Genomic DNA, 25,002 nt, shown 5'->3' with positions numbered 1-25,002 from the left:
TCCCCGTGCTCCGAAGTCCGGACCTAATCTAACACGGCACTCTGCGATCAACCTCTCGTCCGCGCCGCCTCTTGTCGCGCCCCGGACAACGCCCTCAGGAGCACACCATGACCACGCATGCCACTGGAACCCGCGAGCAATGGCTCGCCGCCCGGCTCGATCTGCTCGAAGCCGAAAAAGACCTCACGCGGCGCAGCGATGCGCTGGCGCAGCAACGCCAGGCGCTGCCGTGGGTGCGCGTCGACAAGGACTACGCGTTCGACACCGAACACGGCCGAGCCTCGCTCGCCGATCTCTTCGCGGGGCGCTCGCAACTGCTCGTCTATCACTTCATGTTCGGCCCCGATTACGCGGCGGGTTGCCCGTCGTGCTCGGCCGTGACGGATGGCTTCGCTGGCAGCGTCGCGCATCTCGCCCACCACGACGTCACGCTGATGGCGGTCTCGCGCGCGCCGCTCGCGAAGCTGCTGGCCTATCGCGAGCGCATGGGCTGGCGCTTTCCGTGGGCCTCGTCGCGCGACAACGATTTCAACTTCGACTTCAATGTGTCGTTCACGGCCGAGCAGCAGCGCGAGGGCAATGTCGAATACAACTACGCGCGCGGCGCGCATGCGATGGACGCCGATCCGCCGCCCGCGCCCGTGGCCGAATTCGCGGCGAGTTGCGGCACGGATGCCGCCACGTATGCGCGCGACCGGCCCGGCATGAGCGCGTTCGTGCGCGAAGGCGGCGCGATCTATCACACCTACTCGACCTACGCGCGCGGTCTCGACGCCATCTGGAGCATGTATCAATGGCTCGACCGCGCGCCCCGGGGGCGCAACGAAACGGGTATCTGGTGGAAACGGCACGACGAATACCGCGACTCCCACACGCGTTGAGGCCTGCCATGATCTCTGTCGTCAGAGCGCGTGCGCTTTTCGGCCTGGCGGCCCTGCTGCTGTTCGCGGCCAGCGCCACGGCAACCGTACTGCGCTACACGTCGATGGCGACGATGAGCGGCACGCCCATGCCCGGCGGCTGGACGCTCTCGGCGACCTGGCTGCCGCTATGCGGGCGCACGTGGCTGCAAACCGCCGTTGCGTTCGTGGCGATGTGGTCGACGATGATGCCCGCGATGATGTTGCCCGCACTCGCGCCGATGCTCTGGCGTGAGCGCGGCACACTCACGATTCAATCTGGATGGCTAACGATCGTGCGCGCGATCGGCTATTTTTCCGTGTGGCTGTTTGCGGGTGTCGTTGTTTTTCCGTTGGGCGCCGCGATGGCTTCGCTAGCCGTGCGTGAGCCGTCGCTTGCGCGTCTGGCGCCGGGCGCGGCGGGTATCGTCGTGGTGCTCGCCGGTCTGATTCAATGCACGCTGTGGAAAGCGAAACGCCTCGCTTCCTGCCACTCGATGCGTGGTTGTCATGACAAGTCGCCAATGGGCGCGCCGCCAATGGGCGCGCCGCCAAAGGGCGCTCCGCCAATGGGCGCACGCGTCGCACTCCGTGAAGGCACGCGTCTCGCCCTACATTGCCTCTGCTGCTGCGGCAACTGGATGGCCGTACTGCTCGCGACTGGCGTGATGGATCGCCAGGCGACGCTCATCGTCAGCGCGGTCATCGCCGTGGAACGGCTGGCTTCGCGTGGACCGCTCGTGCGCATCGTCGGCATGGCGAGCATCGGCGCGGGCGTCATGCTGATCGCGCATGCGCTTTGATATCAGCGGCGCTAAAGGCAGGCAATAAAGGAAAAGTGGAGGGAAAAGCGCAATGCAAAGGCCGCGCGGTTAAAAAACCGCGCGCCTTGTGAGGACATTCAGAAGGCGAGCGCAGCCACCGCGCTTGCCGGCATGCTGCCGAGCACGCGATCGCCGTCGCGACGAGCTTCAGTCTCGCCGACAAATGTCGTATCGCTATAAGCGACGACCTTGAAACCGCTACCCGCGGTTCTCGGAACAGTAATGCCCCAGTGCCAGCCGCCTTCCTGCTCGAAGACGTGCAGCTTTAGGGACGAATGCAATATTGGCGATTGGGATGCGCTCACGACACGCCCTCCTTTTCGGAACGATTCGAAGCAGCCTTAAATGCTGATGGCAGCATCGAGCAGTGTAGGCAGTGTTTTGTTGCAGTGCAATAAGCGTTTATCTCTATAAAGCTCATCATCTGGATGAAAATCCCAGCTTATGGGTAGCGAGTGTCCTGCTCCTTTAAAGCGTCGTTACTTTCAGATGACTATTGGACAGAAACCTCTAAAACACATCCCCCTGCGCAGCGGCCAGACGAGCGGGTATGATCGAATCCCGTGAAAAACTTCGCCTGACCCGCATATGAATACCCCTGCCGATGCTCCCACGCCCCGCGCGCTACGCGCGCTCACGCCGCTGGAGGCGCGCATCGTCGGCGTGCTGATCGAAAAGCAGCACACCGTCCCGGACACCTATCCGCTTTCGCTCAACGCGCTCACTTCGGGCTGCAATCAGAAGACCGCGCGTTCGCCCGTGATGAACGTGAGCGAGGCCGAAGTGCTGAGCACGATCGAAGACCTCAAGCATCTGAGCCTCGTGTTCGAAGGCAGCAGCAGCCGCGTGCCGCGCTTCGAGCACAACCTCAATCGCGTGCTCGGCGTGCCGGGCCAGGCCGTCGCGCTGCTCACCGTGCTGTTGCTGCGCGGCGCGCAGACCGCTGCCGAACTGCGCCTGAATTCGGCGCGCCTGCATGGCTTCGCCGATGTCTCGTCGGTCGAGGCCTTCCTCGCCGAACTCGCCGAACGCGAGCCGCCGCTCGTGGTGAAACTCTCGCGTGCGCCCGGTGCGCGCGAAAGCCGCTGGATGCATCTGCTGTGCGGCGAAGTGAGCATGGCGGCGGCCAGCTACGACGGCGAAGCCGAGAGCGGCGGTGCAGCAAGCGTCTCGTCGGCCGACTACGAGGCACTGCGCGCCGAACAGCAGCGTCTCGCCGATGAAGTCGCGCGCCTGCAAACCATCGTGGAGCGCATGGCGGGCGAACTGGGCATCTCGATCGAGAAGTTCGAAGGCGAGGCGTGACGCACATCGCTTCGCGTTGCTAATCAATTCGATCTGATCAGCAACGCCACGACAAAAAGCGCTCGCGCGGATACGATCCGCGCGAGCGCTTTCTCTTTCTACTACGTCAAGCTCACGCTCACTGCCCGATCTGACGGCTCACGTGGTTCTCCTGCTGGTTGAGCGCGTGGTCTTCGGCGCGCGTGATATGGCCGTTGTTCTGGCTCGCCATCATGCGTTCTTCGCCGCGAATCTGGCGGTCGTCGCGATGCAGGCGCGCCGCTTGAGCGTGCGACATCTCACCTTCACGCACTTCCTGGTGGATGCGCCGATCCTGATTGCCGAGACGATGATTGACTTCGGCGCGGCGCGGATGCGTGGCATCCCAATGCGTATTGGCGGAAGCGGTGCCGGCGAATGCGAGCGTGAGCGTGGCGATGGCGGCGAAATAAACGGGCAAGCGGCGCATGGTGATCTCCCTGGGGTCTATGGTGACGGCACGATGCCGTCTGCGTGTTCAACGCGCCCGCTCACGGCGTTGTTGACCCCAGGATTGTGAGTTCTGCAACCGGATGTATCCGCATACAAAACCGTTGCCCGTTGCGTTGCCTGTTGCGCTTGTCGCGGTTATTGCGCCTTGCGCGCCGCGTCGATGATCGCGTCGGCCACAGCCTGCGGCTGACTCACGAGCGCCACGTGGCTGCCGTTCACATGCGTCACCTGCGCGCCGATGTGCTCGGCCATCTGCGCCTGAAGCTTCGGATCGATCATGCGGTCGTGCGAGGGAATCACGAAGTACGACGGTTTGTCGTGCCACGCCGCCTGACTCACCTTCTCGTCGATACAGCCCGCGAACCACGGCGCCTGAGTCGCGGCGATCAGCTTGCGCTGCGCCAGCGGCAGATCCTGCGCGAAGTCGTCCACCACCCCCTGGGTCGAGAGCGTGAGATAGCCCGCCGAGTCCTTGCGCAACTGGTCGGCCCATACGGGCGGCGGCAGACCCTTGGTGATATCGCTGATCGACTGGCCATTGTCGGGCGCGAAGGCGGCCACATAGACCAGCGCCTTGACCTTGTCGTCGTTGCCCGCCTCGCTCACGACCACGCCAGCCCACGAATGCCCCACCAGCACCACGGGCCCCTGTTGCGCGTCGATCACGCGCTTCGTTGCGGCCACGTCGCCCGCGAGCGAATCGAGCGGGTTCTGCACCGCCACTACATGCAGGCCGCGCGCCTGCAGCAGCGCAATCACCTTGTCCCAGCTGGAGCCGTCCGCGAAGGCGCCGTGCACGAGCACGACGTTCTTGCCCTGCAGATCGGCGGCGGGCGCAGTCTGCGCGGCGTGCGCGGCGGGTAGCGCGAACATCGAACCGAACATCAGCGCAGCGGCGAAGGACTGGCGAAGAAAGCGCATCATCGTGAAGCTCCAGGCAGAAAGTAGTTTGGATTATTGGGTTGTGGTGGAGATGGCCGTCGCGAGACCTGCGCACAAGGGCGCGTCTCGCGGCGGCAGGGGCGCTGCATTACGAGTGGGCGTAGATGGGTTCGAGGCCGACGACGTCCTGCGGATCGCTGCCATCGTGCGAGACACGGCCGACGTGCGAAACATGCGAAGCGTGCGAGACCGACGATACGGATGCCGCTGCGCCCGATTGCGCGCTACCGCTCACCATGCCGCCGTAGGCGGCGTTCACGTTCTGCTGGCTCGCAGCGATGCGCGAGAGCGCGGCTTGCAGGTTCACGGGGTACTGGTTGTTGTCGCTCGCGGCGTTGTAGCCGGCCTGCTGAAGCTGGACGAGTTCCGCACGGACTTCGGCGCGGGTGATCGTGTGATCCTGGGCGAACGACACGGCCGGCACGGCAGCGGCAACGACGACAGCGGCGGCGAGGAGGGAACGAACGAGGCTCATGATTTTCTCCGGTCAGTGACAATTAAAAGCGAGTGAATGTGGCTTTGGGGTCCTGCGGCTTCTCCACGCTCCGTTGCGCTGTTTCGTTTAGCTGCAACCTTGCGTTGAACGTATTTGACGCCCCGCACGTATCTCGCTTGTTTCCGCAATCCGGCTTATTGCAAGCCAGTTTTTCAGGCAGGCCCGCAGATACATTGCGGTACAAAACTCGCCGGCTTTGAGAGCGGGACCCGCCAGAACCGACCGTTCGTTGTGCGTCCAGGCACCGTCGCGCGCCGTATATCGAAGCGTGAACCGCCACTGCGACGCCACCGCTCATGTCACTTCCCCCGCCCGCCCTGCGCCAGCCGCCGCGTCTCACCGCGCCGGCGATGCTATATTTCGTCGGACCCTTCCGCGCGGGCGCCGCACGCCCCCTCATGCGCATGACCGATACGTCTGGCAACGCTCAGAACATCGACCCGACCTCGCCCGATCCGGCACAGGAGGCCGCACGGCGCGCCCACCTGAACCAGTTGCTCTCACGCGTGGGCCAAGGCGATCAGGCGGCATTCGCCGAGCTTTACCGGCTCGCTTCGGCGCGGGTGTTCGCCTCGATCGTGCGCATGGTCCACGACCGCGCCGAGGCAGAGGACCTGCTTCAGGACGTCTTCACCACCGCCTGGCGGCGCGCCGACCTGTTCGACCCGGCGCGCGGCGGCGCGATGACCTGGCTCGTCACACTGGCGCGCAACCGCACCATCGACCGCATGCGCCAGCACCGCGAGACGCCGCTCGACGACGACGCCACGCTCGATCTCCCCGACGACGGCCCCACGCCCGCGGCACTTGCCGAGGCGAGCGAGGAGCGCCGCCGCCTCGAACACTGCCTCGAACAGCTCGCCCCGCAGCAGCATCGCGCGGTGCGCGAAGCGTTCTTCAGCGGGGCGACCTACAGCGAACTCGCCGCCCAGTTGAGCGTGCCGCTCGGGACGCTGAAAAGCTGGATCCGCCGCAGCCTGATGCAACTCAAGACCTGCCTCGAGCGATGAACACGCCCGCCGACCACGACCCCGAACTGCGCTGCGCGGAATACGCGCTCGGCGTGCTCGACGCCGCCGAGCGACGCGCACTCGAGCAGTCCGCGCGCACCGATGCGGATCTCGCCGCCACCCTGGCGCGCTGGGAGCGGCGTTTCGCGCCGCTGGCCGAGGATCTGGCGCCCATCGCCGCGCCGGCGCGGGTATGGACCCGCATCGAGCGCGATCTGGGCTTCCTGCCCGCGCGCCAGGCTGGGGCGCGGGCAGGCGCGGCGGCAGGGTGGTGGAACGATCTGCGGCTGTGGCGGTTCGTCGGGATCGGCGCGAGCGTGGCCGCGCTGGCGCTGGTCGCCGTCAACCTCGTGTGGATGCGCGCCACGCCCGGCCCCGCCACCGAAGTGAGCACTAACGCCTACATGGTCGCGACGATCGCCCGCCCCGACGGCGTCGCGCACTGGACGGCGACCGTCGACCTGCGCCGCCGCGACATCGTCGTCGTACCCGCCGTGAAGCCGACGATCGCGGCAAACCGCGCGACCGAGCTCTGGCTGATCCCGCCGGGCGAGAAGCCGGTCTCGCTGGGCGTCTTCCCCGCCGATGCGCCTGCGACGCTGGCGCTATCGGCCGATGTCGCCGCGCGCGTGAGCGCGCGCGCCGTGCTGGCCGTGTCGATCGAGCCGCCGGGCGGTTCGCCTACCGGGCAGCCGACCGGCCCGGTTGTCGCCACGGGGCCGATGCGGGGCGCGACCTGATCGCCTGTTTAAGTTAGTACCCACTTCGCGCGAATCATTCGACTCGCGCAACGCGTTTTGCGCCCACCTCTTCACCCCACCTGCATCCGTTCGCGCCCCCCGCGCGTATCTCCGACATCGACCCGCCCCACGGAGTCCGCATGCCCTTCGCCGCCGCGTTCGCCCTTGCCTTTGCCGCGCTCGTGCTCGCGTTCTGCGTCACCTGGCTCGTGCAACTACGCACGCGCAACGCGGGGATGATCGACCCGCTCTGGGCGGCGACGCTCGGTCTGGTCGCCCTATTCGCGGCAATCGCCGGTCCCGGCGCGGGCATCAACCGGGTAGCGGTGGCGTTCGGCGGCGGCGCCTGGGGCGCGCGGCTCGCGCGGCATCTCTGGAAGCGCAACCACGGCCAGCCCGAAGATCCGCGCTACGCCGCCCTGCGCGCCGCCTGGGGCGCCTCAGCCGCGCCGCGCATGCTCGGCTTCTACCTTGTCCAGGCGCTCGCCTCCATGATTCTCTCGATCGCCTTCTTCGTGCCCGCCTGGAGCACAGTGACGCCCGCGATCCCCCTGGTGGTCGCCGCGCTGACCACTGGCTTCGCCGCCGTGCTGGGCGAGTCCGCCGCCGACCGGCAGTTGCGCCGCCACCTCGCCGATCCCGCGAACCGAGGCCAGGTCTGCACGAGCGGCTGGTGGCGCTACTCGCGTCACCCGAACTACTTCTTCGAATCGCTGCACTGGTGCGCTTACACGCTCTGGTCGATCGGCCTGCCGTGGGGCTGGCTCACGCTCGCGCCGCCCTGCGCAATGGCCTGGCTGCTGCTCAAGGTCTCGGGCGTGCCCATCCTGGAAGCGCGCCTCATGCAAAGCCGCGCGGGCTACCGCGAGTACATGCGTACGACCAGCGCGTTTGTCCCGTGGCCGCCGCGCAAGGCACCGCAGAACGCGCACCCAGCCGATCACCCCAACAAACATCGCGACAACCCCGCGAGGAGACCTCAACCATGACCGTCACCGCGACCCGGCCCGAACCCGGCGCGCTCGCCGCGCCCTACGAAGAAAGCTGGCCGATCCGCTGCTGCGAGCGCGGCTGGCTGCCCGACAGGCTGATCCGCGCGGGCATGCGCACGCTGATCCGCCAGCGCCTCGCCGACGAGCACGCGAACGATGGCGAGCGCCGCGCCGAGGCTTTCGAGGCGCTCGTCGCGGCCTTACGGGCCAGCGCAATCGCCGTGGAAACGCAAGCCGCCAATGCGCAGCACTACGAAGTGAGCGCCGCGTTCTTCTCGGCGCATCTGGGTCCGCAGTTGAAGTACTCATGCGGCTACTATCCGCGCGGCGACGAAACGCTGGCCCAAGCGCAGGACGCCATGCTCGCGCTCTACGCACAGCGCGCCGGTCTCGACGACGGCCAGCGCATCCTCGACCTCGGTTGCGGCTGGGGCGCGCTCGCGCTGTGGCTCGCACAGCGCTTCCCGCGCGCGCGGATCGTCGGCCTCTCGAACTCGCATGGTCAGCGCGCTTTCATCGAGCAGCGCGCCGCCGAACGCGGCCTGTCCAATCTGCGCATCGTCACCGGCGATGTCGCGAGCTTCGAATTCCCCGTTGGCACGCCGCCCTTCGACCGCGTCGTCTCGATAGAAATGTTCGAGCACATGAAGCACTACGGCCTGCTGCTCGCGAAGATCGCCCGCTGGCTCGCCGACGACGGCCAGGTGTTCGTGCATCACTTCGCGCACCGGCTGCTGGCCTACGCGTTCGTCTCGCGCGACGGCGGCGACTGGATGACGCGTCACTTCTTCACCGGCGGCACGATGCCATCGGCAGACCTGCTGCTGCGCTTCCAGGACGATCTGTGCGTGACGCGGCAATGGTGGCTCGACGGCCGCCACTACGCGCGCACCGCGAACCAGTGGCTCGCGGCGCTCGACGAGGCGCGCGAGACGGTCCTGCCGCTCTTCGCGGCAAGCGGCGATCCCCGCGTGGCGTTGCAGCGCTGGCGCATGTTCTACATGGCGGTGGCCGAGTTGTTCGGTTATGCGCGCGGCCAGGAATGGGGCGTTGCGCACGTGCTGATGCGCAGGCGCGTGTGATGCGTGCATCCGCTTGAGCGCACACGACGTATATGTGTGCAACGCGCGTCTGCATCGGGAACGCATCGCTAACACGTGGTCGCGCATCACAACAATCTCGCAAGACGACAACGTAAAAATCAGGGAGCCCACCGCCATGCACGAGGAGACCGCCGTCATGCCACCCGGCCAGCGCGTGGCCGTGATCGGCGCGGGCATCGCCGGACTCGCGAGCGCCTGGCTGCTCGCGCGCCGCCATCGTGTCACGCTGTTCGAAGCCGCCGGCTATGCGGGCGGCCACGCCCATACCGTCGACGTCGAACTCGACGGTCTGCGCCACCCCGTCGATACCGGCTTTCTGGTCTTCAACGACCGCACCTATCCGAACCTCGTCGCCCTCTTCGACGAACTAAGCGTCGCCACCCATCGCAGCGATATGTCGTTTTCGGTCTCGGTGGACGAAGGCGCGCTCGAATGGGCGGGCACGAGCCTGAACACCGTCTTCGCACAACGGCGCAACCTGTTTTCGCCGAGCTTCATCGGCATGCTGCGCGACATCCTGCGCTTTAACGCCGCCGCCGAAAGCAACTACGAGACCGCGTGCCGCGAGCGCCTTTCCGTGGGCGATCTGCTGCTCGCGGGCGGCTACGGGGCGCCATTCCAGCGCCACTATCTATTGCCGATGGCCGCCGCCATCTGGTCGAGCGCCGCCGACGACGTGCTGCGCTTTCCCGCCGCCACCTTCCTGCGCTTTTGCATCAATCACGCGCTCTTGCAGGTGAACAACCGGCCGCCGTGGCGGACGGTTGCGGGCGGCGCGCGCGAATACGTATCACGGCTTGTGGCGTCGCTCGACGACGTGCGGCTCGCCACGCCGGTGCGCGCCATACGCCGCGATACGAGCGACATGGGCGATCCAGCGGGCGTCACCGTCGTGACCGACCGCGCCGGTCCCGAACGCTTCGACGCCGTGGTGCTGGCAAGCCATGCACCCACGAGCCTCGCCCTGCTCGCCGATGCCGACGAGCCCGAACGCGCCGTGCTCGGCGCCGTGCGCTACCAGCGCAACGTCGCGCTGCTGCATACCGATCCCTCGTTGCTGCCGCGCCGTCGTCGCGTCTGGTCGGCGTGGAACTATCTGAGCCGAGGCGCGCTCGCGCGCGGCGGCCATCAGCCCGTATGCGTGAGCTACCTTATCGGCCAGTTGCAGCCGCTGCCGTTTCGCACCCCGGTGATCGTCACGCTCAATGCGGTAGATGCGCCCGCGCCGCAGACGCGGCTCGGGCGCTATGAGTACGAGCATCCGCTACTGGACCTTGCCGCCATCGACGCCCAGCAGCGCCTGCCCGCCATACAAGGCCGCCGCCGCACCTGGTTCGCAGGCGCATGGACGGGCTACGGCTTCCACGAGGACGGCCTGAAATCGGCGCTGCGCGTTGCGCGCGACTTCGGCGTCATGCCGGCATGGGCGCAGCCATGAACGCGCCCGATGATGCCTCGGATCGCATACACGCGGGCTGGCTGCTCACAGGCCGCGTCGTCCACGAGCGACTGCGGCCCGCGCGTCACGCGTTCACGTATCCGCTCTTTCAGGTCTGCTGCGATCTCGACCGGCTCGATACGCTCGCATCCTGGTGGTTCGGCGTCGACCGCTGGCGGCCGTTCGCGCTCGCCGCGCGCGACTACGGCCCGCGCGACGGCAGCGCGCTCGCACCGTGGATGCGCGCGCGTCTGGCCGATGCCGCCATTCCCGCCGATGGCCCGATCTGGCTGCAAACCATCCCGCGCCTGTTCGGCCACGCGTTCAATCCGGTCAGCTTCTGGTATTGCTATGACCGCGCGGGCGATCTGCGCGCGCTGTATGCCGATGTCCGCAATACCTTCGGCGCGCATCATGGCTACCTGCTCAGCGCGCCGGAGCACGCCGCCATCGGCGCGACAACGGTGCTGGTCTGCCGCAAGGTCTTTCACGTCTCGCCGTTCTGCCGCGTCGAAGGCGACTACGCGTTTCGCGTCATTCAGCGCGGCAAGATGCTCGCCGTGCGCATCGACTATCACGACGCAGAAGGCCCGTTGCTGCGCACCGCCCTCGCCATGCACGCCGCGCCGCTTACGGCGGGTCGCGCATGGTCGGCGCTGGCGCGCGCGCCCGGCAACGCGGCGAACGTGCTGCTACGGATTCACTGGCAAGCGCTGCGCCTCTGGCTCAAGCGCGTGCCCTTTCACGGCAAGACGCCCCGCGCGCACGCGCCGCTTCCCTCCCACGAGGCCCGTCCATGACCCTGTTGCGCCTGCCCGCCCTCTCGCATTGGCCGATCTCGCTGTCGACGCGGCTATTCTTCGCGCTGCTGCGCCGTATCCGCCACGGTCATCTCACGCTCTCGACGCCCGACGGCAATCAGTACGTCTTCGGCGATCCGCACGAGGGACCCGGCGCGACGCTGCATCTGCACGACTGGCGCGCTTGCGGCGCGATCCTGCATGCGGGCGATATCGGCTTTGCGCAGGCGCTGCGCGAGCAATGGCTCGACTCGCCCGATCTGGTTGCGCTGCTGCGCCTCGCGATCCGCAATGAAGCGTCCGTTGCCGCTACGTTGCACGGCGGCCCGCTCGCACGCGTCTGGTTCGCGCTGCGCCACCGGCTGCGCGCGAACACGCGTCAAGGCAGCCGCGAAAACATCCACGCGCACTACGACCTGGGCAACCCTTTCTACGCGCTCTGGCTCGACCGCAGCTGGACCTATTCGAGCGCCTGCTTCGACGGCGACCCGCAACGCCCGCTCGCCGATGCGCAGGCCGCGAAGTATCAACGCGTGATCGACACGCTCGGGCTGCGGCCCGGCATGGAGGTGCTGGAGATCGGCTGCGGCTGGGGCGGCTTCGCGCTGTATGCGGCGCGTCAGGGCATACGCGTGCGTGCGCTCACGATCTCGCAGGCGCAGTACGCGCTCGCCGTCGATCGCGTGATGGCGGCGGCGCTGGGCGCTCGCGTGAGCGTCGATCTCTGCGACTATCGCGACGCCAACGGTCAGTACGACGCCATCGTCTCCATCGAGATGTTCGAAGCCGTGGGCGAGGCATTCTGGCCCGCCTATTTCGCAACGCTCGCACGCTGTCTCAAGCCGGGCGCACGCGCGCTGATCCAGTCGATCACGATCGCCGACGCGCTGTTCGAACACTATCGCGCGACGAGCGATTTCATCCGCGAGACGATTTTTCCGGGCGGCATGCTGCCGAGCCCCGGCCAGTTTGCAGCGGCAGCCCGGCGTGCCGGACTCGATGCGCACGCAACGTTCTCCTTTGGCCACGACTACGCGCAGACGCTACGCCTGTGGCGCGCGGCCTTCGAGACACGGCTCGACGCGGTGCGTGCGTTGGGTTTCGACGAAGCGTTCATTCGCACCTGGCGGCTCTATTTCGCGTACTGCGAAGCAGCCTTCGATGAAGGCCGCACCGACGTGATGCATATCGTGGTCGAATGTGCGGGCGATTGATTGCACGCGCGATCTACGGATGACGCGTGCAGTTGCCAGCGATGTGCTCGCCGAGGAACGCGCGTTTGGCAAACAGCGTGGAGTCAGGAAGCGATCCATTGACCGCGCCAGAGTGATCGAGCGCCGGATAGAGATGGAATTCGATTCGATCGCCTGTCATGCAGGCATCCTCATCAAGTTTGAGTTGGTCCGCTGTATAAACGTCGACGTCTTTCCCACCTGTGCCCATGAAGATGGGAATCGAAGAATCGAGCGCTGGATAGGCCGCCTGTTGGGTAAACTCATCCACTAGCGCCTTAGGCCACGGTCGCTTGAAACTCTCGCTGGCGGTGACGCCTTCGGACACCACCTTTTGTTCAAGATCGGGCAGGCAGGCGCGCTGGCTCAGATCGAACACCGACATCGCCTTTGCATTCAAGTAGTCCCCGGGTGAAAACGAAGCATCGAGCAATGCCGCCGTGCCGAAGCGCAGGATCACATAAGCGAACGTCGGGTCGACGGACGTGCTGGTCAATCCGTGTTCCGTGGACTTCGTCTTTAATTTCGCGGTGGCATATGGCGAGCCGGTTGCGATCAAACCGACGATATCGAGCTCGGGCGCGTAATGCTTCGCGTAGACCGCCGTTGCAAACCCGGCGCGTGCGCCCTGCGATTGCCCGAAAACCAGCACCCGGGACGACAGCGAAAAGTCGCCGCGCTGTACCGCGCGAATGCTGTCGAGCACATCGTAGGCAAGCGGGCGGGTCAATCCATAGGGATGCAAACCCGCGGTTCCCAGCCCCTGATAATCGGTGGCAACGATCGCATAGCCTTGCGAGAGCCAGTAGTTCAAATAGGCCGTATCGCGTGCACTACGTCCTGCGAACGACGGTGCGCACACATCGGCCGTGCCGACCGTTCCATGCGCCCAGGCCATCAGCGGCCAGCCGTCTTTTGGCGGCGTGCCCTTCGGCAGGTACAGCGCACCGGAAACGACAACGGGCGTGTGATTGTCGACGCCATTCGTCGACGAGTACAGGATGCGAATATTGCGTCCCGCATTCACAAGGCTCTGCGAGGGCGTCAATGACTCACTGCGCAGTAGCTGGCCCGGCGCGGCGGGTATGGCATTGCTCCATGTGTAGAACGCGGGGAGGCCTCCATCGCCGTCCGGCAATCTCGGATCAGCATGCACGGGCGTCGAATGATTCGCGTGATTTTCTACGCTGGTGCAACCCGCGAGCACCATCGCAATCGGGACGAGCAACGTAGCGAGATATTTCGAGCGGGCATGCCGGGTCGCCAGGGCGAGAATTTTCATGGGGATTGCGCACGGCTGTGCGTGCATTGAGAAGGACCGCTGAGCAGTTTCAGCGTCCAGAAACTCAGCGACAAGTGACGTTTTTTCAAGTCATTGCCAACTGGTTATATTGCGGTGAAGCCGCCGATTGCTGCCCGAGGCACTACAAGGGCTCAGCTGGAGAGTACAGCAAGGGGGAATGACACAAGGAAAGGGCGCGGTTGACGTGGGACGTCGGGCCCAAAGGATGGCGAAAACGCTACTCGTTCAAAAGCAGGTCTCGCCGAGACCCGCTCTGTTCCTGCAATGCCTGAACAGCACGCAACGATGCGTAGTCAGGCAAACGCAACGCCTTCAAGAAACGTCGCGAAGTAATCGTCGTCCAGCCATCCGGAAAGATGCTTCGACGCCTCGATGCGCTGGATTTCCTTCTGTCCTTTATCGGTCAGGACTGCAATCCGCAGTGACGGGAGAAATTTCGTACTGGGGGGAGGTTTCTGGTCGAACGTCTGGATCAGGCCTTGAGCGCGCAGCGGCGTAAAAATTGCCGGTCGCTTGTGCCACGGAATTTGCCGATGCAATGCAAGTCGGAGAGCTTCAAGTACAGCGCCATTGTTGAATTCCATGAGCATCCTTCAGGTGGTCGACTGAAACGTTCTGCTAGCGCTTTAGACGCACAGTAGCACATGAAGCGCTTCTGTACGATGACACACGCTTGAAACCATTCGTCCCCGCCGACGATGGATAACACAGATTCTTGCGATGTCCAAAATAAAAACCCGCCTTGCGGCGGGTGAACGTTGACGACAGGATGGCGCGCGCACCGATGACTTAAGGCGCCACCGGCTTGCCGCTCGCGTCCTTCACCTTGGTCTTCCACTGGGTTTCGATTTCGCTTACGACCGATTGCGGCAGCGAAATGTAGTCGAGGCTGTCGGCCGCCGGCGTGCCGTTCTTGAAAGCCCAGTCGAAGAACTTGAGCGTTTCCTTGCCTTGATCCGGCTTGTCCTGCGCCGTGTGCAGCAGCACGAAGGTGGCACCCACGACCGGCCATGCGTCCTTGCCCGGCTCGTTCGTGAGGATCTGGTAGAACGACTTCTTCCAGTCCGCGCCCGCTGCTGCGGCCTTGAACGTTTCCGTACCCGGTTGGACGACCGCACCCGACTCGTTCTTCATGGCGGTGTAGACCATGTGATTCTGCTTGGCGTACGCCCACTCGACATAGCCGATTGCGCCCGGCAGACGCTGCACGAAAGCGGCGACGCCGTCGTTGCCCTTGCCGCCCGTACCCGTTGGCCAGCTCACCGTCGAGCCTTCGCCAACCTTGCTCTTCCACTCGGCGTTGACCTTCGAGAGGTAATTCGTCCAGATGAAACTGGTGCCCGAACCATCGGCGCGGCGCACCACGGCGATGTCCAGATCCGGCAGCTTGACCTTCGGATTCAGCGCGACGATGGCCGGATCGTTCCACTTCTTGATCTTGCCGAGGTAAATATCGCCGAGCACCTGGCCCGACAGCGCGATTTCACCGGCCTTGATGCCCGGCACGTTGATTGCCGGCACCACGCCGCCGACCACGGTCGGGAACTGGAACAGACCTTCCTTGGCGAGATCGTCGTCCTTCAGGGGCGCGTCCGAACCGGCGAAATCAACCGTCTTGGCGACGATCTGCTTGATCCCGCCCGACGAGCCGATGCCCTGGTAGTTCACCTTGCCGCCGCCCGTCTTTTGATAGGCATCCGCCCATTTCGTGTAGATCGGTGCTGCAAACGTGCTGCCGGCGCCAGTGATATCGGCGGCATGCACGACCGGCGCGGACAGAAGCGCCAGCATCAGAACTGGAATGGCTTTCAGTTTCATTTTTTGCTCCACACGAGGACTGTAGCGACGCACGATAGCCACGCAATATGACAACCTTGCGAACGCCGCGGCGCACAGGCCTTTCATTGGGGAGATCTGCCGTTTGCGGGCTCTGGAGCCGCTTATTGTTCAGACGATATTCAGGTTATAGGTAAAAAATATCTCGTCTCGCGTCCACCCAAGCGATTCATAAAGGGCTTGCGCCGTCATGTTTGTCTTCGCCGTGGTCAAATCCATGCGAACTTTTCCATCCGTCTTCGCGCGCGCTGCGGCGGCCTGCAACAACCGTCTCGCGACGCCCGACCGGCGTTCCTCCGGCGCGACAAAAAGATCGTACAAGACATAGATCGGCGCAGCGGCAACCGAGCAGAAGGACGGGTAAAGCTGGCAGAACCCCGCCAGATTACCGCCCCCCGAGTCGGCGACCAGAATGACCGAGTCGCCCGCTTTCACGCGCTCTTCAATGAACCGGATCGCCAGCGCATGGTCGGGGCGCTGGTCGTAAAACTCCCGATAGTCGTTGAACAGCTTTGCCACTGAAGCAAGATCGTTTGGTTCGTAGCTTCTGATTTCCATGTATAAGCGGTCGAAGAGTGGGCGATCGATACATTCGCAATCGGTGGAATATACAAAACGCCCCATTCCTCGAAAAGAACCACGGTGCGCCGTGATTCTGGAGCCAGACATGACGCGCAAGACGGCAGTCAACGCCTGGCTCCGCCCACTACCCGATCAAGGCGCGACCTTGTCGAGTTCCTCATAAACACGGTTGAGCCAGACCTTGACCCGTTGCCGCTCGAGCATGCCAAGCCCCGTGCTCGCACGATCCGGATGATGTCCCGCAGCCCAGAAGCTCAAGTTCTGCTGGTCGATTTTCTGCATCGTCGTGTCGGGAAGATGGCGCAGCGAAACGAATTTCGCACCCAACTCCTGCGCGCGCTGACGCAGGCCCGAGGCTTCCAGCAATTCGAAACGATCGCCCCGGATTTCGTTCAGCACGATCACCAGGCGCAGCTTGCCACCGAACTGATCGAGCCATTGCCGCAACAGGTCGACCGAATCGCGTCCCGCATCCATGACCTGCCACCATGTGAGCGCGATACCGTTTTCCTGCGCGATACCGAGCACGTCGGCGTCGTCGAACCACGTCGAGACCGACTGCTGGGTCTGCGCCGCGAGGTCGACAAGGATACGGCGCTCGGGCTCTTCAAGCGCATGCTCGATGACCGGGTCGAGACTATCGTGATTGTCGAGCGTCGCCGGGGCGGTGAAATCGGCGTAATAGCGCAGCAGCGCGCCGTGCGAGCGATCGGTGTCGACGCCCAGAAATGGCAGATTGCGGTCGATACAGTATTGCGCCAACACGCGAGCGACGAGCGATTTGCCCACCCCGCCTTTTTCCCCGCCAATAAAGTGCACTACGCTCATGAGCTCGATTCCTCGTTGTCCTGGTGGATATGCGTTGCACGCGCGCGGCGCGCTCAGCGCACAGGCTACCCGGGCAAAAATGGTGGAAGCGATTTTTTTGCCTGGCCTGTGCCCGGTTCGCGCCGAACAGGTAACCAGACATGCTGCCAGAGGATTATGACGGGACGATCAAAGGCCGCACGGTTAAAAGCGATGTCGGATGCCTGCGACCACAACGTTTTGATTGCTGCTCGTCGATGGTGCATAGAGATAGACATCCGCAACGGCGTGAGGGCCGGACTTGCGTTGAAACGTGTCGAAGAGATAGACGTCGGTACGTTTCGAAAGACTGTAATCGACGCTAATCTGCGCACCGTTCCAGTGCGGATTCGCGTCCAGGCCGCCATACCTGCCGCTCGTGTAGATATAGCCCGCCGCGAAGGTCAATGCGGGTGTCGCCGTGTAAGAAACGGACACATCATAGTTATCCAGCGAAAGGCTGGTGCCATCGCTATAGGCGTAACGGATCGCGTCTATCACCGCATTCAAGCGAACGCCGTAGCCAACATCGTATCGGCCGCCGATCCCGTAGTTGCGCTGTCGCTTGACGCCTGCGCTTGCATTGAGCGGGCTTGTCCGGAACAGGAAGAAGGGTGCGCCCGCATAGTCGTCGGTGACCGCGCCGTTCGCATTGGTAGTGCCGGGCTGATCGATCTCCACGTACGCCACGGCAATCTGGTACGGGCCGTGGACATACCGCGCGCCAGCGCTGAACGCCCGATTCACCGAAAACTGGCCCGCTGCATTGCTGAACGCATACATCGCTTCGGCGTCAAAGCCGCCAACATTCGCCGAGCGATATTTGATCGAGTTGTTGTAACGCCAACTGCCCATCAGATTGTCTGCGTCGCCGGGCGTGGCCAGCAAGCCGGTGTTCGCGACGCCCGCCGCGAACTGGGTCAGGTAATCCCAGAACATGTCGTACTGGCGGCCCACGGTCAGCGTGCCGAAACGTGTATCCGACAGGCCCACGAACGCCTGCCGCCCAAACATGCGACCGCCCTGCCCGAACCGGCCGTTATTGATGTCAAAACCGTTTTCGAGTTGAGCGATGGCCTGCGTGCCGCCGCCAAGGTCCTCGTTGATCTTGAATCCCACACGGTTATTCTGATTCGAGCCACTGAGAAGGCGATAACTGTGCGCGCCGCCTTCATTGTTTGCCCAGGTCAATCCATCCGATATCAGGCCGTACAACGTCACGCTGCTCTGCGCGGATACCTGAGCGCAGGCACATAAGGCACCGACCAAAAACAGACACTGCTTCTTCATGCTGGTTCTCGTTATATTGGACAACATGGGTATTGACGCGCCTCGTATCGAAGCGCGCGTCTCCTTCGCTCCGAAGTGCGTGCCTACGTTGATTCGCGGCGAACCAGGCGCGGCAGCGGACTTGCCCCTGGCAACGCGAAGCTTGCGAGCAATGCGACCGCGCACGCGCCCATCACGTAGTAAGCGGGCGCGGCCAGCGAACCCGTCTCGCGAACCAGCAGGGTGGCGAGCAACGGTGCAAAGCCGCTGAAAACGACCACCGAAATGTTGTATGCGAGAGCGATCCCGCTGAACCGGATCTGCACAGGAAACAGATCGGCAAGGACCGAGGGCCACGTACCGCTAGCCAACGAAAAGACCAACGCGGCGAGAACGAATAAAACAACCGGATTCACAGTGTGATTCGCCAGCGCCCAATAAAACGGATAGCTGAGCACGATCAGCAGCGCCGCTGACGCTCGCAACAGATATCGTCGCGCAATCTTGTCGCCCAACCAGCCGGCAGCGAGCAGACCGAAGGAACTGACAACCAGATAGGCGTTCTGGGCAATGGCTGCCGTGCGGGGCGCATAGTGCAGTTGCTGGACCAGATAGGCCGGCATATGGCCGTAGAGGATGCCGTTCACACCGGCCATCACCGCGATCGTGAGTGCCCCCGCGACGACCGCTTTGCCATGACGTCGCAGCGTCTCGCGAAATGGCTGTTTGACGACCGCGCCTTGCATCTCCTTGAACTCGGGAGATTCGTCCAGATTGCGCCGCATCCAGTAGGACAGGAGTCCACAAAATCCGCCGAAGAGGAACGCGATCCGCCAGCCATAGGTCGCCGCGTCGGCGCTCGAGAGGCAACTCTGGATGCCCAGATTGACGAAGGTCGCAAGCAACACGCCCACGTTGACGGCGCAAATAATGATGCCCGCCGCCAGGCCCGCACGATGCGGCGCAGCCTCGACCGCATAGGTAATCGCGCCCGGCATTTCGCCGCCAACACAGAAGCCTTGCAGCAGACGCAACAGGATGAGCAGGATCGAAGCCGTGGCACCCCAGCTTTGATAATTGGGCAGCAGGCCCAGACAGATGGTTGCCGTGGTGACCACGACAATGGAACCCAGAAACACCGGGCGACGGCCATAGCGATCGCCCCAGCTACTGAGGACGATACCGCCAAGCGGCCGGACGATATAACCGATTGCCAGCACGGAGAACGTCGCCAGCATGCTGATCAACGACGAGGGGTTCGGAAAAAACTGGGCCGCGATGTAATGGGCGAAGAAACCGTAGACGATGAAGTCGTAAAACTCCAGCGAGCCGCCCAGGCTCGCGATAAGAATCATCTTCCACTGCGCCCGCGACAAGCCGGGCGAGTACGAATGGTTGGCAGTGCCAACCGCGTGGTGTGATATTTCCATGACTCCTCCGATGATGACTGGCTTCTTCGCCTATTCGTTATGTTGGGTCGAGACGCCGGGGCGGCTCAACGCTTTTTGTGCGCCTGCCGCTTATACGTCCGCCGTTTGCAACGAAGGGAAGGCATGATTGAGCAAACCGTGCAGCGATGCCGCATCGTGGGCGAGGCCGTACACGTAGCGATCTGGACGGATCAACGCCGCACCGGCACCTGTCGACGCCAACCACGCCTCCACCACGCCCGCATCGCTGACGATCTGCACACCCGCCTTTTCAGCACGTTCTGCGATGTCATCGCAACTCGCGAGCAACTCGGGTGAAGCAACGAGCGCAAACCGATAACCAACGACATCGTCCATCAAGCGCCCATCCTTCAGACGCGGCTGCGACGAGATCTGCCCCACCACCGCCGACGACGATTGATCGAGACACGCGCCTGGGCCGAGCTTCGGTTGCGGCGTGACGAAGTTGCGGATCGCCGCACTCATGGCGCTGTCGCGGTTGTTTGCCGCCTCGGGGCTGGTCGTCTGGATCACCGCACCGAGTTGCACCGCAGTTTCGATGAACTCGCGCACATGAGGCGAACGCTCCGATTCATAGGTATCGAGCAGACGATCGGGGGCGGTACCGCGAATGACCGCACCGAGCTTCCACGCGAGATTCGACGCGTCGCGGATACCCGCAGCCATCCCTTGCCCCATGAACGGCGGTGTCTGATGCGCGGCATCGCCGGCAAGCAGCAGTCGCCCACGGCGCCAGCCGTTCGCTACGACCGAATGAAAGGTGTAAATCGCGGAACGTTCGAGCCTGGCATCGGCGGGCGAGATCCAGCGGGCGAGCTTGTCCCACAGCCATTCGGGGGACGCGAGTTGGCTCCCGTCGTCGCCCGGCATGACCATGATTTCCCAACGGCGGCGATTGGCCGGACCACGCGTGTAGGTCGTCGGCCGAGCCGGATCGCAATACTGAATGGAGAAGTCACCGAGGTCGGGGCGCGGCTTGTCGAGCAGCACGTCGACCACGACCCAGCGTTCATGCGACTTCAGGTCCGTGAGCTCGGTGCCCATGAACCGACGCGCAATCGAGCGCGCCCCGTCGCAGCCGACCACATAGCGCGCCGTGGCCTGACCCAGCTTGCCGCAACGCGTATCTTCGAAGCGTAGCCGCACGCCATCGTCCGTTTCGTCGAGCGCAAACACTTCGTGACGCAGTCGTACGTCCACGCTGGTTTGTAGTGCCAGGCGATTTCGTAATGCGTTTTCGAGGTCGGGTTGATGAAACTTGTAACTCGCGCACCAGCCCTGCGGGCCAACGCCCGTGGGTCGCGTCCAGTCGATAAGAAGCTGACCGGCGGCGTTCACGAATTTCATGCCGGGACCGACGAACAGGTTGGGCAGCAATGTCTCCGCAAGCCCGATGCTCTGAAACACCCGCATGCATTCGCCGTCGAAATGCACCGCGCGGGGCAGCGCGAAGATATCCTTGTCGCGCTCCAGCACCAGTACGCGCAAGCCTTCGATCGCCAGCAGATTCGCCAGCGTCGCGCCGGTGGGCCCGAGTCCGATCACGGCGACGTCGTAGTCGCACGCAGGCGTCGAAAGGGTTTTATCTGACATGTCTACATCCGCTTGATGAGGCGCCGGATGCACGCTCGCGCATCCGGCAAGGGTCTTTATGCTTCGTCGGCGATCGGATTGGAGAGCACGCCAATGCGGTCGACCTCCACCTCGACGCGGTCGCCAGGCTTCATGAAGAGCGGCGGATTACGCTTGGCGCCAACGCCGCCCGGCGTGCCCGTAACGATGACGTCGCCCGGCGCGAGCGGCGTGAAGGTAGACAGATAGGCGATCTGCTTCGCGATGCCGTGAATCAGCATCTGCGTGGTCGCGCGCTGCACTTCCTGGCCGTTCAGGCGCGTGACGAGCGTCATGAGCGCGTCCGGTTCGATTTCATCGCTCGTGACCATCCACGGCCCGAATGCGCCGGTGCGATAAAAGTTCTTGCCCGGTCCCCACTGGCTGGTGTGACGCTGCCAGTCGCGCACGGAGCCGTCGTTGTAGCAGGCGTAGCCGGCGATGTGATTCCACGCGTCGGCTTCGGCGATACGTCGTCCACCCCGCCCGATGATCACCGCGATCTCGCCTTCGTAGTCGAACTGCTGCGACTCGGGCGGGCGCAGCATCGGCTGCCCATGCCCCACTTGCGAAGCCGGGAGCCGCATGAAGATCACGGGCTGCTCCGTGGTCTCGCGATTGGTTTCCTTGACGTGCTCCGCGTAGTTCAGCCCAACGCAAAAGATCTGCTCGGGATTGGGAATCACCGGCAGCAGCGTGACTTCCGACAGCGGGAAATCGCCCTGAGCGCCTTCGGCGGCTTGAGCCGCTTCGGCCAGCGCGTCGGCCGCAATCAGTGCCTTCAGGTCGGCATAGCGGCCATCCAGACGCTTGCCGAGATCGACGATGCGGTCGTCGCGCACGATGCCGAACGACGGGCCTTGATGAGTAGAAAAGCTGACAAGTTTCATGAATGCTCCAGGAAAGATAAAGATCGAAAAAGAACGATGCGAATGACCTAACAAAAGTCGTGCATTTATCGTTATTTGAGAATAAGCTATGTTTAACGATGGAGACAACGTATTTTTTGTCAGGGTTTATCACTACTGGAGACGAGCATGGAAGGTACGAAGACGCCGCGGCGCGGCCTGTCGCTGAGCCATATGGGCTTCTACGTGAGCGATATGGCGCGGGTGGAGGACTTCTATTCGCGGGTGCTGGAGTTCACCGTGACGGACCGCGGGACGCTCTCGACGCCGCACGGCGAAGTGCGGCTGGTGTTCCTGAGCCGGGACCCCGCTGTGCATCACCAGATCGTGCTGGCGAGCGGCCGGCCCGAGCGCCTGACGTTCAATCCGATCAATCAGATTTCATTCGAAGCGGACAGCCTTGAAACGCTCAGGCAGTTCTACGCGCGCTTTGTCGCGGAAGGTCTGGAAGAGATCAACCCGGTCACGCACGGCAATGCCATTTCGATCTATGCGCGCGACCCCGAGGGCAACCGGCTGGAGATCTTCATCGACACCCCCTGGTACGTCGATCAGCCGATGCGCGTGCCCGTGAATTTCGACTTGCCCGATGCGGCGCTGATGGCGGCGGTCGAGCAGCACGCGAGCACCTTGCCGGGATTCAGGCCGCGCAGCGACTGGCAGGCCGATATGGCCGTGCGCATGGGCCTCTTCTAGCGGGACGCTGCCCGATCGGCCAAGAGTCAGCCAGGAGTCAGCCAGGAATCGGCCACGGCTGGGCCCTGCGGGCAGGCACGCTAGTGGCATAATCCGCACACCTAGAAGGAGCTCAGCGCCCACATGTCGAGCATCACCCGGCTTTTATCCATACTGGAGCTGTTTTCGGAGACGAGGCCGTTCCTGTCCGCCGAAGAGGTTGCGGTCGAACTCGATTGTTCGGCGCCGACGGCTTATCGCTACGTGCGTGAACTCGTGGATGCGGGATTGCTCGTGCGCTTTACCGGCGGCGAATACGGTCTCGGTCCCCGCATCATCAAGCTGGATTACCACCTGCGTACCTCGGACCCGCTGCTTGCGGTCGGCCAGCCGATCATGCACGAGCTAAGCGAGCATTCCGGCCTCGATGTCGTGATGTCGCGCTGGTACGGCAACGAGCTGGTCGACACGCACCGTGAGACTCACGACGCTGCGCTGGACCTGCGCTATGGCCGGGGCCGGCCGAGGCCCCTGTTTCTCGGCGCGGCGCCGAAGGCGATCCTTTCCACCTTCCCGAAAGCCAAGCTCGCGACGCTGTTCGAACAGTATCCGGAAGACATCGCGCAAAGCGGCCTTGGCGCAACGCTCGAAGAATTTCGCGCGTCGCTGCTCAAGATCCGCCGGGCAGGCTTCTATCTGTCGAGGGACGAACTGGAACAAGGGGTGTCGGCGCTGGCATCGCCGCTATGCACCGACGACTCCGGTGAAGCCGTGGGGTCTCTTGCGTTGATCATCCCGACTCAACGCCTGGAGTTCGCGAACCTGGAGCGCCTTGTCGAATCGCTGAAGGAAGCCGCGGCGCGAACTACGCAACGCACGCGCGCGGCGATTGAAAGCCGTGGCACCGCAACCGCCGCGCTGTCGCATACCGTGTCGCCAACAAGACGCTCGGCGTAGTGACGCTGCGCTCTCGGGCGTCAGTGCCATCCAGCGACATCATTCCAGCGCAAACCCCGCCTTGAAGGTCTGCCGCAGGAACTCCGAAAAACTCGACACCGCTCGCGGCACATGCGCCCCATAAGGGCGCACCACATGCAATTGCGAAGCGAACGCGCCCACCGGCCGCCAGTTGGGTAACAGCACGACGAGCTTGCCCGCCTGCAACGCCGCCTGCGCGCTGAAGTCCGGCAGCAAGGCGATGCCCAGATGTTCGAGCGCGGCATCGCGCAGCGCCTCGCTGTTATTCGCCGAGAACGGTCCATTGACGGTCACGTTCACGCGCGTGTTCTCCGCACGCCGCCCCGCCTTCTCGAACGACCACGCGCCCGAGCCCAGCGAGCGCGGATAAAACAGGCAATCGTGCTGCGCCAGATCGGCGGGCGTTTGCGGCGTGCCGCGCTGCTTCAGGTAAGTGCGCGTGGCGACAATCACGGATCGCGTATCGCAGAGCTTCCACGCCACATGCGTTTCGGGCACCTGCGCGCTATGGCGGATCGCCAGATCGAAGCCCTCGCTCGCGATGGACGTGAGCCGGTCCGACATCTCCAGTTGCACGCGTACCTCGGGATGCGCGCGCGCGAATTGCGCCAGATGCGGCACCAATTGCTGGCGCGCGAACGCGACCGGCGCCGTCACGCGCACCGTGCCGCGCGCGACATCGGCCATCTCGCGCACGCCTGCGAAGCTCGCGGCGATGCGCTCGAACTCCCCGCGCGTTTCCTCCACCAACCGCCGCCCGGCCTCCGTGAAGCGCACGCTGCGCGTGGTGCGCTGCACCAGCGCCACGCCCGCCACGCGCTCCAACTCCGCGATGCGCTGGCTCATGGCCGCCTTGCTCACACCCAGCCGCGTGGCGGCCGCGGTATAGCTGCCCTGGTTAGCGAGCACGTTGAGCCAGTGCAGATGGGTCCAGAGCGATTCGACTTTCTGCGTATCCATGACGTTTCCCTGCGTTCCAGTCGCGCCGATGATAGCACCCCATCTCGTCATCTTTCAGGGTTTCCACGGGTGATTGTTCGCTATGGCAAACAATCAATTCAGTCATAGCGTCTTTGCAGGCACGCGTCAGCTTCGTACACTGGCCGTCATCGATTCAAGCAAGACCGAACCCGAATCCACCACTTGCACACACTTGGCGAGGAATGACATGCAGGCCTTTACCGATTCCGCAGACGTAGTCCACTTCATTGGCGGCAAGACCGAGCGCGGCGCGGGCGACCGCACCCAGGCCATCTTCAATCCCGCCACCGGCGCGGCAGCGCGTCGCCTC

26 protein-coding genes are annotated in these 25,002 nt (G+C 64.0%); 12 read left to right on the top strand and 14 right to left on the bottom strand.

Annotation, left to right across the window (positions count from 1 at the left end):
* Nucleotides 1–107 precede the first annotated feature (107 nt).
* Together U5782_RS37000 and U5782_RS36995 are read left to right on the top strand one after the other, a co-directional pair.
* Nucleotides 108–881 carry a DUF899 domain-containing protein gene (locus U5782_RS37000; protein WP_322048813.1) on the top strand — a complete coding sequence of 258 codons (774 nt, stop codon included), beginning with the start codon at nucleotides 108–110 and terminating at the stop codon, nucleotides 879–881.
* A gap of 8 nt (nucleotides 882–889) precedes the next feature.
* Nucleotides 890–1,702 (top strand): DUF2182 domain-containing protein, encoded by an 813-nt coding sequence (locus U5782_RS36995; RefSeq protein ID WP_322048812.1) that lies wholly within the window; start codon nucleotides 890–892, stop codon nucleotides 1,700–1,702.
* Between the two features lie 98 nt (nucleotides 1,703–1,800).
* Here U5782_RS36995 and U5782_RS36990 read toward each other — a convergent pair whose 3' ends face one another.
* Nucleotides 1,801–2,028, bottom strand: coding sequence for a hypothetical protein (locus U5782_RS36990; RefSeq protein WP_322048811.1), 228 nt, complete (start codon nucleotides 2,026–2,028; stop codon nucleotides 1,801–1,803).
* A 283-nt stretch (nucleotides 2,029–2,311) separates the two neighbouring features.
* On the opposite strand from U5782_RS36990, the gene U5782_RS36985 reads away from it, so the two are divergent.
* A complete protein-coding gene (locus tag U5782_RS36985; RefSeq protein WP_322048810.1) occupies nucleotides 2,312–3,028 on the top strand; it encodes a YceH family protein in 717 nt (238 codons plus the stop codon).
* Nucleotides 3,029–3,146: 118 nt separating this feature from the next.
* On the opposite strand, the gene U5782_RS36980 is transcribed toward U5782_RS36985, so the two are convergent.
* The 3 genes from U5782_RS36980 to U5782_RS36970 all read right to left on the bottom strand — a co-directional run bounded on the left by U5782_RS36980 (nucleotide 3,147) and on the right by U5782_RS36970 (nucleotide 4,916).
* A complete protein-coding gene (locus U5782_RS36980) occupies nucleotides 3,147–3,476 on the bottom strand; it encodes a hypothetical protein (protein ID WP_322048809.1) in 330 nt (109 codons plus the stop codon).
* 158 nt (nucleotides 3,477–3,634) lie between these two features.
* Nucleotides 3,635–4,384, bottom strand: coding sequence for an alpha/beta fold hydrolase (locus tag U5782_RS36975; RefSeq protein WP_415914479.1), 750 nt, complete (start codon nucleotides 4,382–4,384; stop codon nucleotides 3,635–3,637).
* Nucleotides 4,385–4,529: 145 nt separating this feature from the next.
* A complete protein-coding gene (locus U5782_RS36970; RefSeq protein ID WP_322048807.1) occupies nucleotides 4,530–4,916 on the bottom strand; it encodes a DUF4148 domain-containing protein in 387 nt (128 codons plus the stop codon).
* 425 nt (nucleotides 4,917–5,341) lie between these two features.
* On the opposite strand from U5782_RS36970, the gene U5782_RS36965 reads away from it, so the two are divergent.
* The 7 genes from U5782_RS36965 (at nucleotide 5,342) to U5782_RS36935 (ending at nucleotide 12,234) form a co-directional block, all read left to right on the top strand.
* Nucleotides 5,342–5,947: a sigma-70 family RNA polymerase sigma factor gene (locus U5782_RS36965; RefSeq protein WP_322048857.1), complete on the top strand. Its 606-nt coding sequence runs from the start codon at nucleotides 5,342–5,344 to the stop codon at nucleotides 5,945–5,947.
* Nucleotides 5,944–6,687, top strand: coding sequence for an anti-sigma factor domain-containing protein (locus U5782_RS36960; protein WP_322048806.1), 744 nt, complete (start codon nucleotides 5,944–5,946; stop codon nucleotides 6,685–6,687). Before U5782_RS36965 ends, U5782_RS36960 begins: the two co-directional genes overlap by 4 nt.
* 140 nt (nucleotides 6,688–6,827) lie before the next feature.
* Nucleotides 6,828–7,676: a DUF1295 domain-containing protein gene (locus tag U5782_RS36955; RefSeq protein ID WP_322048805.1), complete on the top strand. Its 849-nt coding sequence runs from the start codon at nucleotides 6,828–6,830 to the stop codon at nucleotides 7,674–7,676.
* Nucleotides 7,673–8,761, top strand: a complete 1,089-nt coding sequence (locus U5782_RS36950; RefSeq protein WP_322048804.1) for a cyclopropane-fatty-acyl-phospholipid synthase family protein — start codon at nucleotides 7,673–7,675, stop codon at nucleotides 8,759–8,761. Before U5782_RS36955 ends, U5782_RS36950 begins: the two co-directional genes overlap by 4 nt.
* Before the next feature lie 136 nt (nucleotides 8,762–8,897).
* Nucleotides 8,898–10,220 carry an NAD(P)/FAD-dependent oxidoreductase gene (locus U5782_RS36945; RefSeq protein WP_322048803.1) on the top strand — a complete coding sequence of 441 codons (1,323 nt, stop codon included), beginning with the start codon at nucleotides 8,898–8,900 and terminating at the stop codon, nucleotides 10,218–10,220.
* Nucleotides 10,217–11,020, top strand: coding sequence for a DUF1365 domain-containing protein (locus U5782_RS36940; protein WP_322048802.1), 804 nt, complete (start codon nucleotides 10,217–10,219; stop codon nucleotides 11,018–11,020). Before U5782_RS36945 ends, U5782_RS36940 begins: the two co-directional genes overlap by 4 nt.
* On the top strand, nucleotides 11,017–12,234 hold the full coding sequence (locus tag U5782_RS36935; RefSeq protein WP_322048801.1) for a cyclopropane-fatty-acyl-phospholipid synthase family protein: 1,218 nt from the start codon (nucleotides 11,017–11,019) through the stop codon (nucleotides 12,232–12,234). The genes U5782_RS36940 and U5782_RS36935 overlap by 4 nt, the downstream gene beginning before the upstream one ends.
* A 13-nt stretch (nucleotides 12,235–12,247) precedes the next feature.
* On the opposite strand, the gene U5782_RS36930 is transcribed toward U5782_RS36935, so the two are convergent.
* From U5782_RS36930 to U5782_RS36890, 9 genes are all read right to left on the bottom strand, one after another.
* Nucleotides 12,248–13,534 (bottom strand): lipase family protein, encoded by a 1,287-nt coding sequence (locus U5782_RS36930; protein WP_322048800.1) that lies wholly within the window; start codon nucleotides 13,532–13,534, stop codon nucleotides 12,248–12,250.
* A gap of 314 nt (nucleotides 13,535–13,848) precedes the next feature.
* Complete coding sequence (locus U5782_RS36925) at nucleotides 13,849–14,139, bottom strand: hypothetical protein (protein ID WP_322048799.1); 291 nt, start codon at nucleotides 14,137–14,139, stop codon at nucleotides 13,849–13,851.
* Nucleotides 14,140–14,344: 205 nt separating this feature from the next.
* Nucleotides 14,345–15,373, bottom strand: a complete 1,029-nt coding sequence (gene pstS, locus U5782_RS36920; protein ID WP_322048798.1) for a phosphate ABC transporter substrate-binding protein PstS — start codon at nucleotides 15,371–15,373, stop codon at nucleotides 14,345–14,347.
* A gap of 129 nt (nucleotides 15,374–15,502) precedes the next feature.
* The gene (locus U5782_RS36915; protein ID WP_322048797.1) at nucleotides 15,503–15,949 is read right to left on the bottom strand and encodes a GNAT family N-acetyltransferase; all 447 of its coding nucleotides are present in this window, start codon (nucleotides 15,947–15,949) and stop codon (nucleotides 15,503–15,505) included.
* Between the two features lie 156 nt (nucleotides 15,950–16,105).
* The gene (locus U5782_RS36910; protein WP_322048796.1) at nucleotides 16,106–16,801 is read right to left on the bottom strand and encodes a mobilization protein; all 696 of its coding nucleotides are present in this window, start codon (nucleotides 16,799–16,801) and stop codon (nucleotides 16,106–16,108) included.
* Between the two features lie 183 nt (nucleotides 16,802–16,984).
* On the bottom strand, nucleotides 16,985–18,109 hold the full coding sequence (locus U5782_RS36905) for a porin (protein WP_322048795.1): 1,125 nt from the start codon (nucleotides 18,107–18,109) through the stop codon (nucleotides 16,985–16,987).
* A gap of 83 nt (nucleotides 18,110–18,192) precedes the next feature.
* Complete coding sequence (locus U5782_RS36900) at nucleotides 18,193–19,518, bottom strand: MFS transporter (protein ID WP_322048794.1); 1,326 nt, start codon at nucleotides 19,516–19,518, stop codon at nucleotides 18,193–18,195.
* 90 nt (nucleotides 19,519–19,608) lie between these two features.
* Nucleotides 19,609–21,132 carry a bifunctional 3-(3-hydroxy-phenyl)propionate/3-hydroxycinnamic acid hydroxylase gene (locus U5782_RS36895; RefSeq protein ID WP_322048793.1) on the bottom strand — a complete coding sequence of 508 codons (1,524 nt, stop codon included), beginning with the start codon at nucleotides 21,130–21,132 and terminating at the stop codon, nucleotides 19,609–19,611.
* Nucleotides 21,133–21,188: 56 nt separating this feature from the next.
* Entirely contained in the window at nucleotides 21,189–22,040 is an 852-nt protein-coding gene (locus tag U5782_RS36890; protein ID WP_322048792.1) for a fumarylacetoacetate hydrolase family protein, read from the bottom strand.
* Nucleotides 22,041–22,187: 147 nt separating this feature from the next.
* Here U5782_RS36890 and U5782_RS36885 point away from each other — a divergent pair, with 147 nt between their 5' ends.
* Complete coding sequence (locus tag U5782_RS36885; protein ID WP_322048791.1) at nucleotides 22,188–22,754, top strand: VOC family protein; 567 nt, start codon at nucleotides 22,188–22,190, stop codon at nucleotides 22,752–22,754.
* Between the two features lie 123 nt (nucleotides 22,755–22,877).
* Nucleotides 22,878–23,690 (top strand): IclR family transcriptional regulator, encoded by an 813-nt coding sequence (locus U5782_RS36880; RefSeq protein WP_322048790.1) that lies wholly within the window; start codon nucleotides 22,878–22,880, stop codon nucleotides 23,688–23,690.
* A 39-nt stretch (nucleotides 23,691–23,729) separates the two neighbouring features.
* On the opposite strand, the gene U5782_RS36875 is transcribed toward U5782_RS36880, so the two are convergent.
* A complete protein-coding gene (locus U5782_RS36875) occupies nucleotides 23,730–24,671 on the bottom strand; it encodes a LysR family transcriptional regulator (protein WP_322048789.1) in 942 nt (313 codons plus the stop codon).
* Nucleotides 24,672–25,002 lie beyond the last annotated feature (331 nt).

The organism is Paraburkholderia sp. J67 (genome assembly GCF_905220265.1).
GTDB lineage: Bacteria > Pseudomonadota > Gammaproteobacteria > Burkholderiales > Burkholderiaceae > Paraburkholderia.
This window is presented reverse-complemented; position numbering and strand designations above follow the sequence as displayed.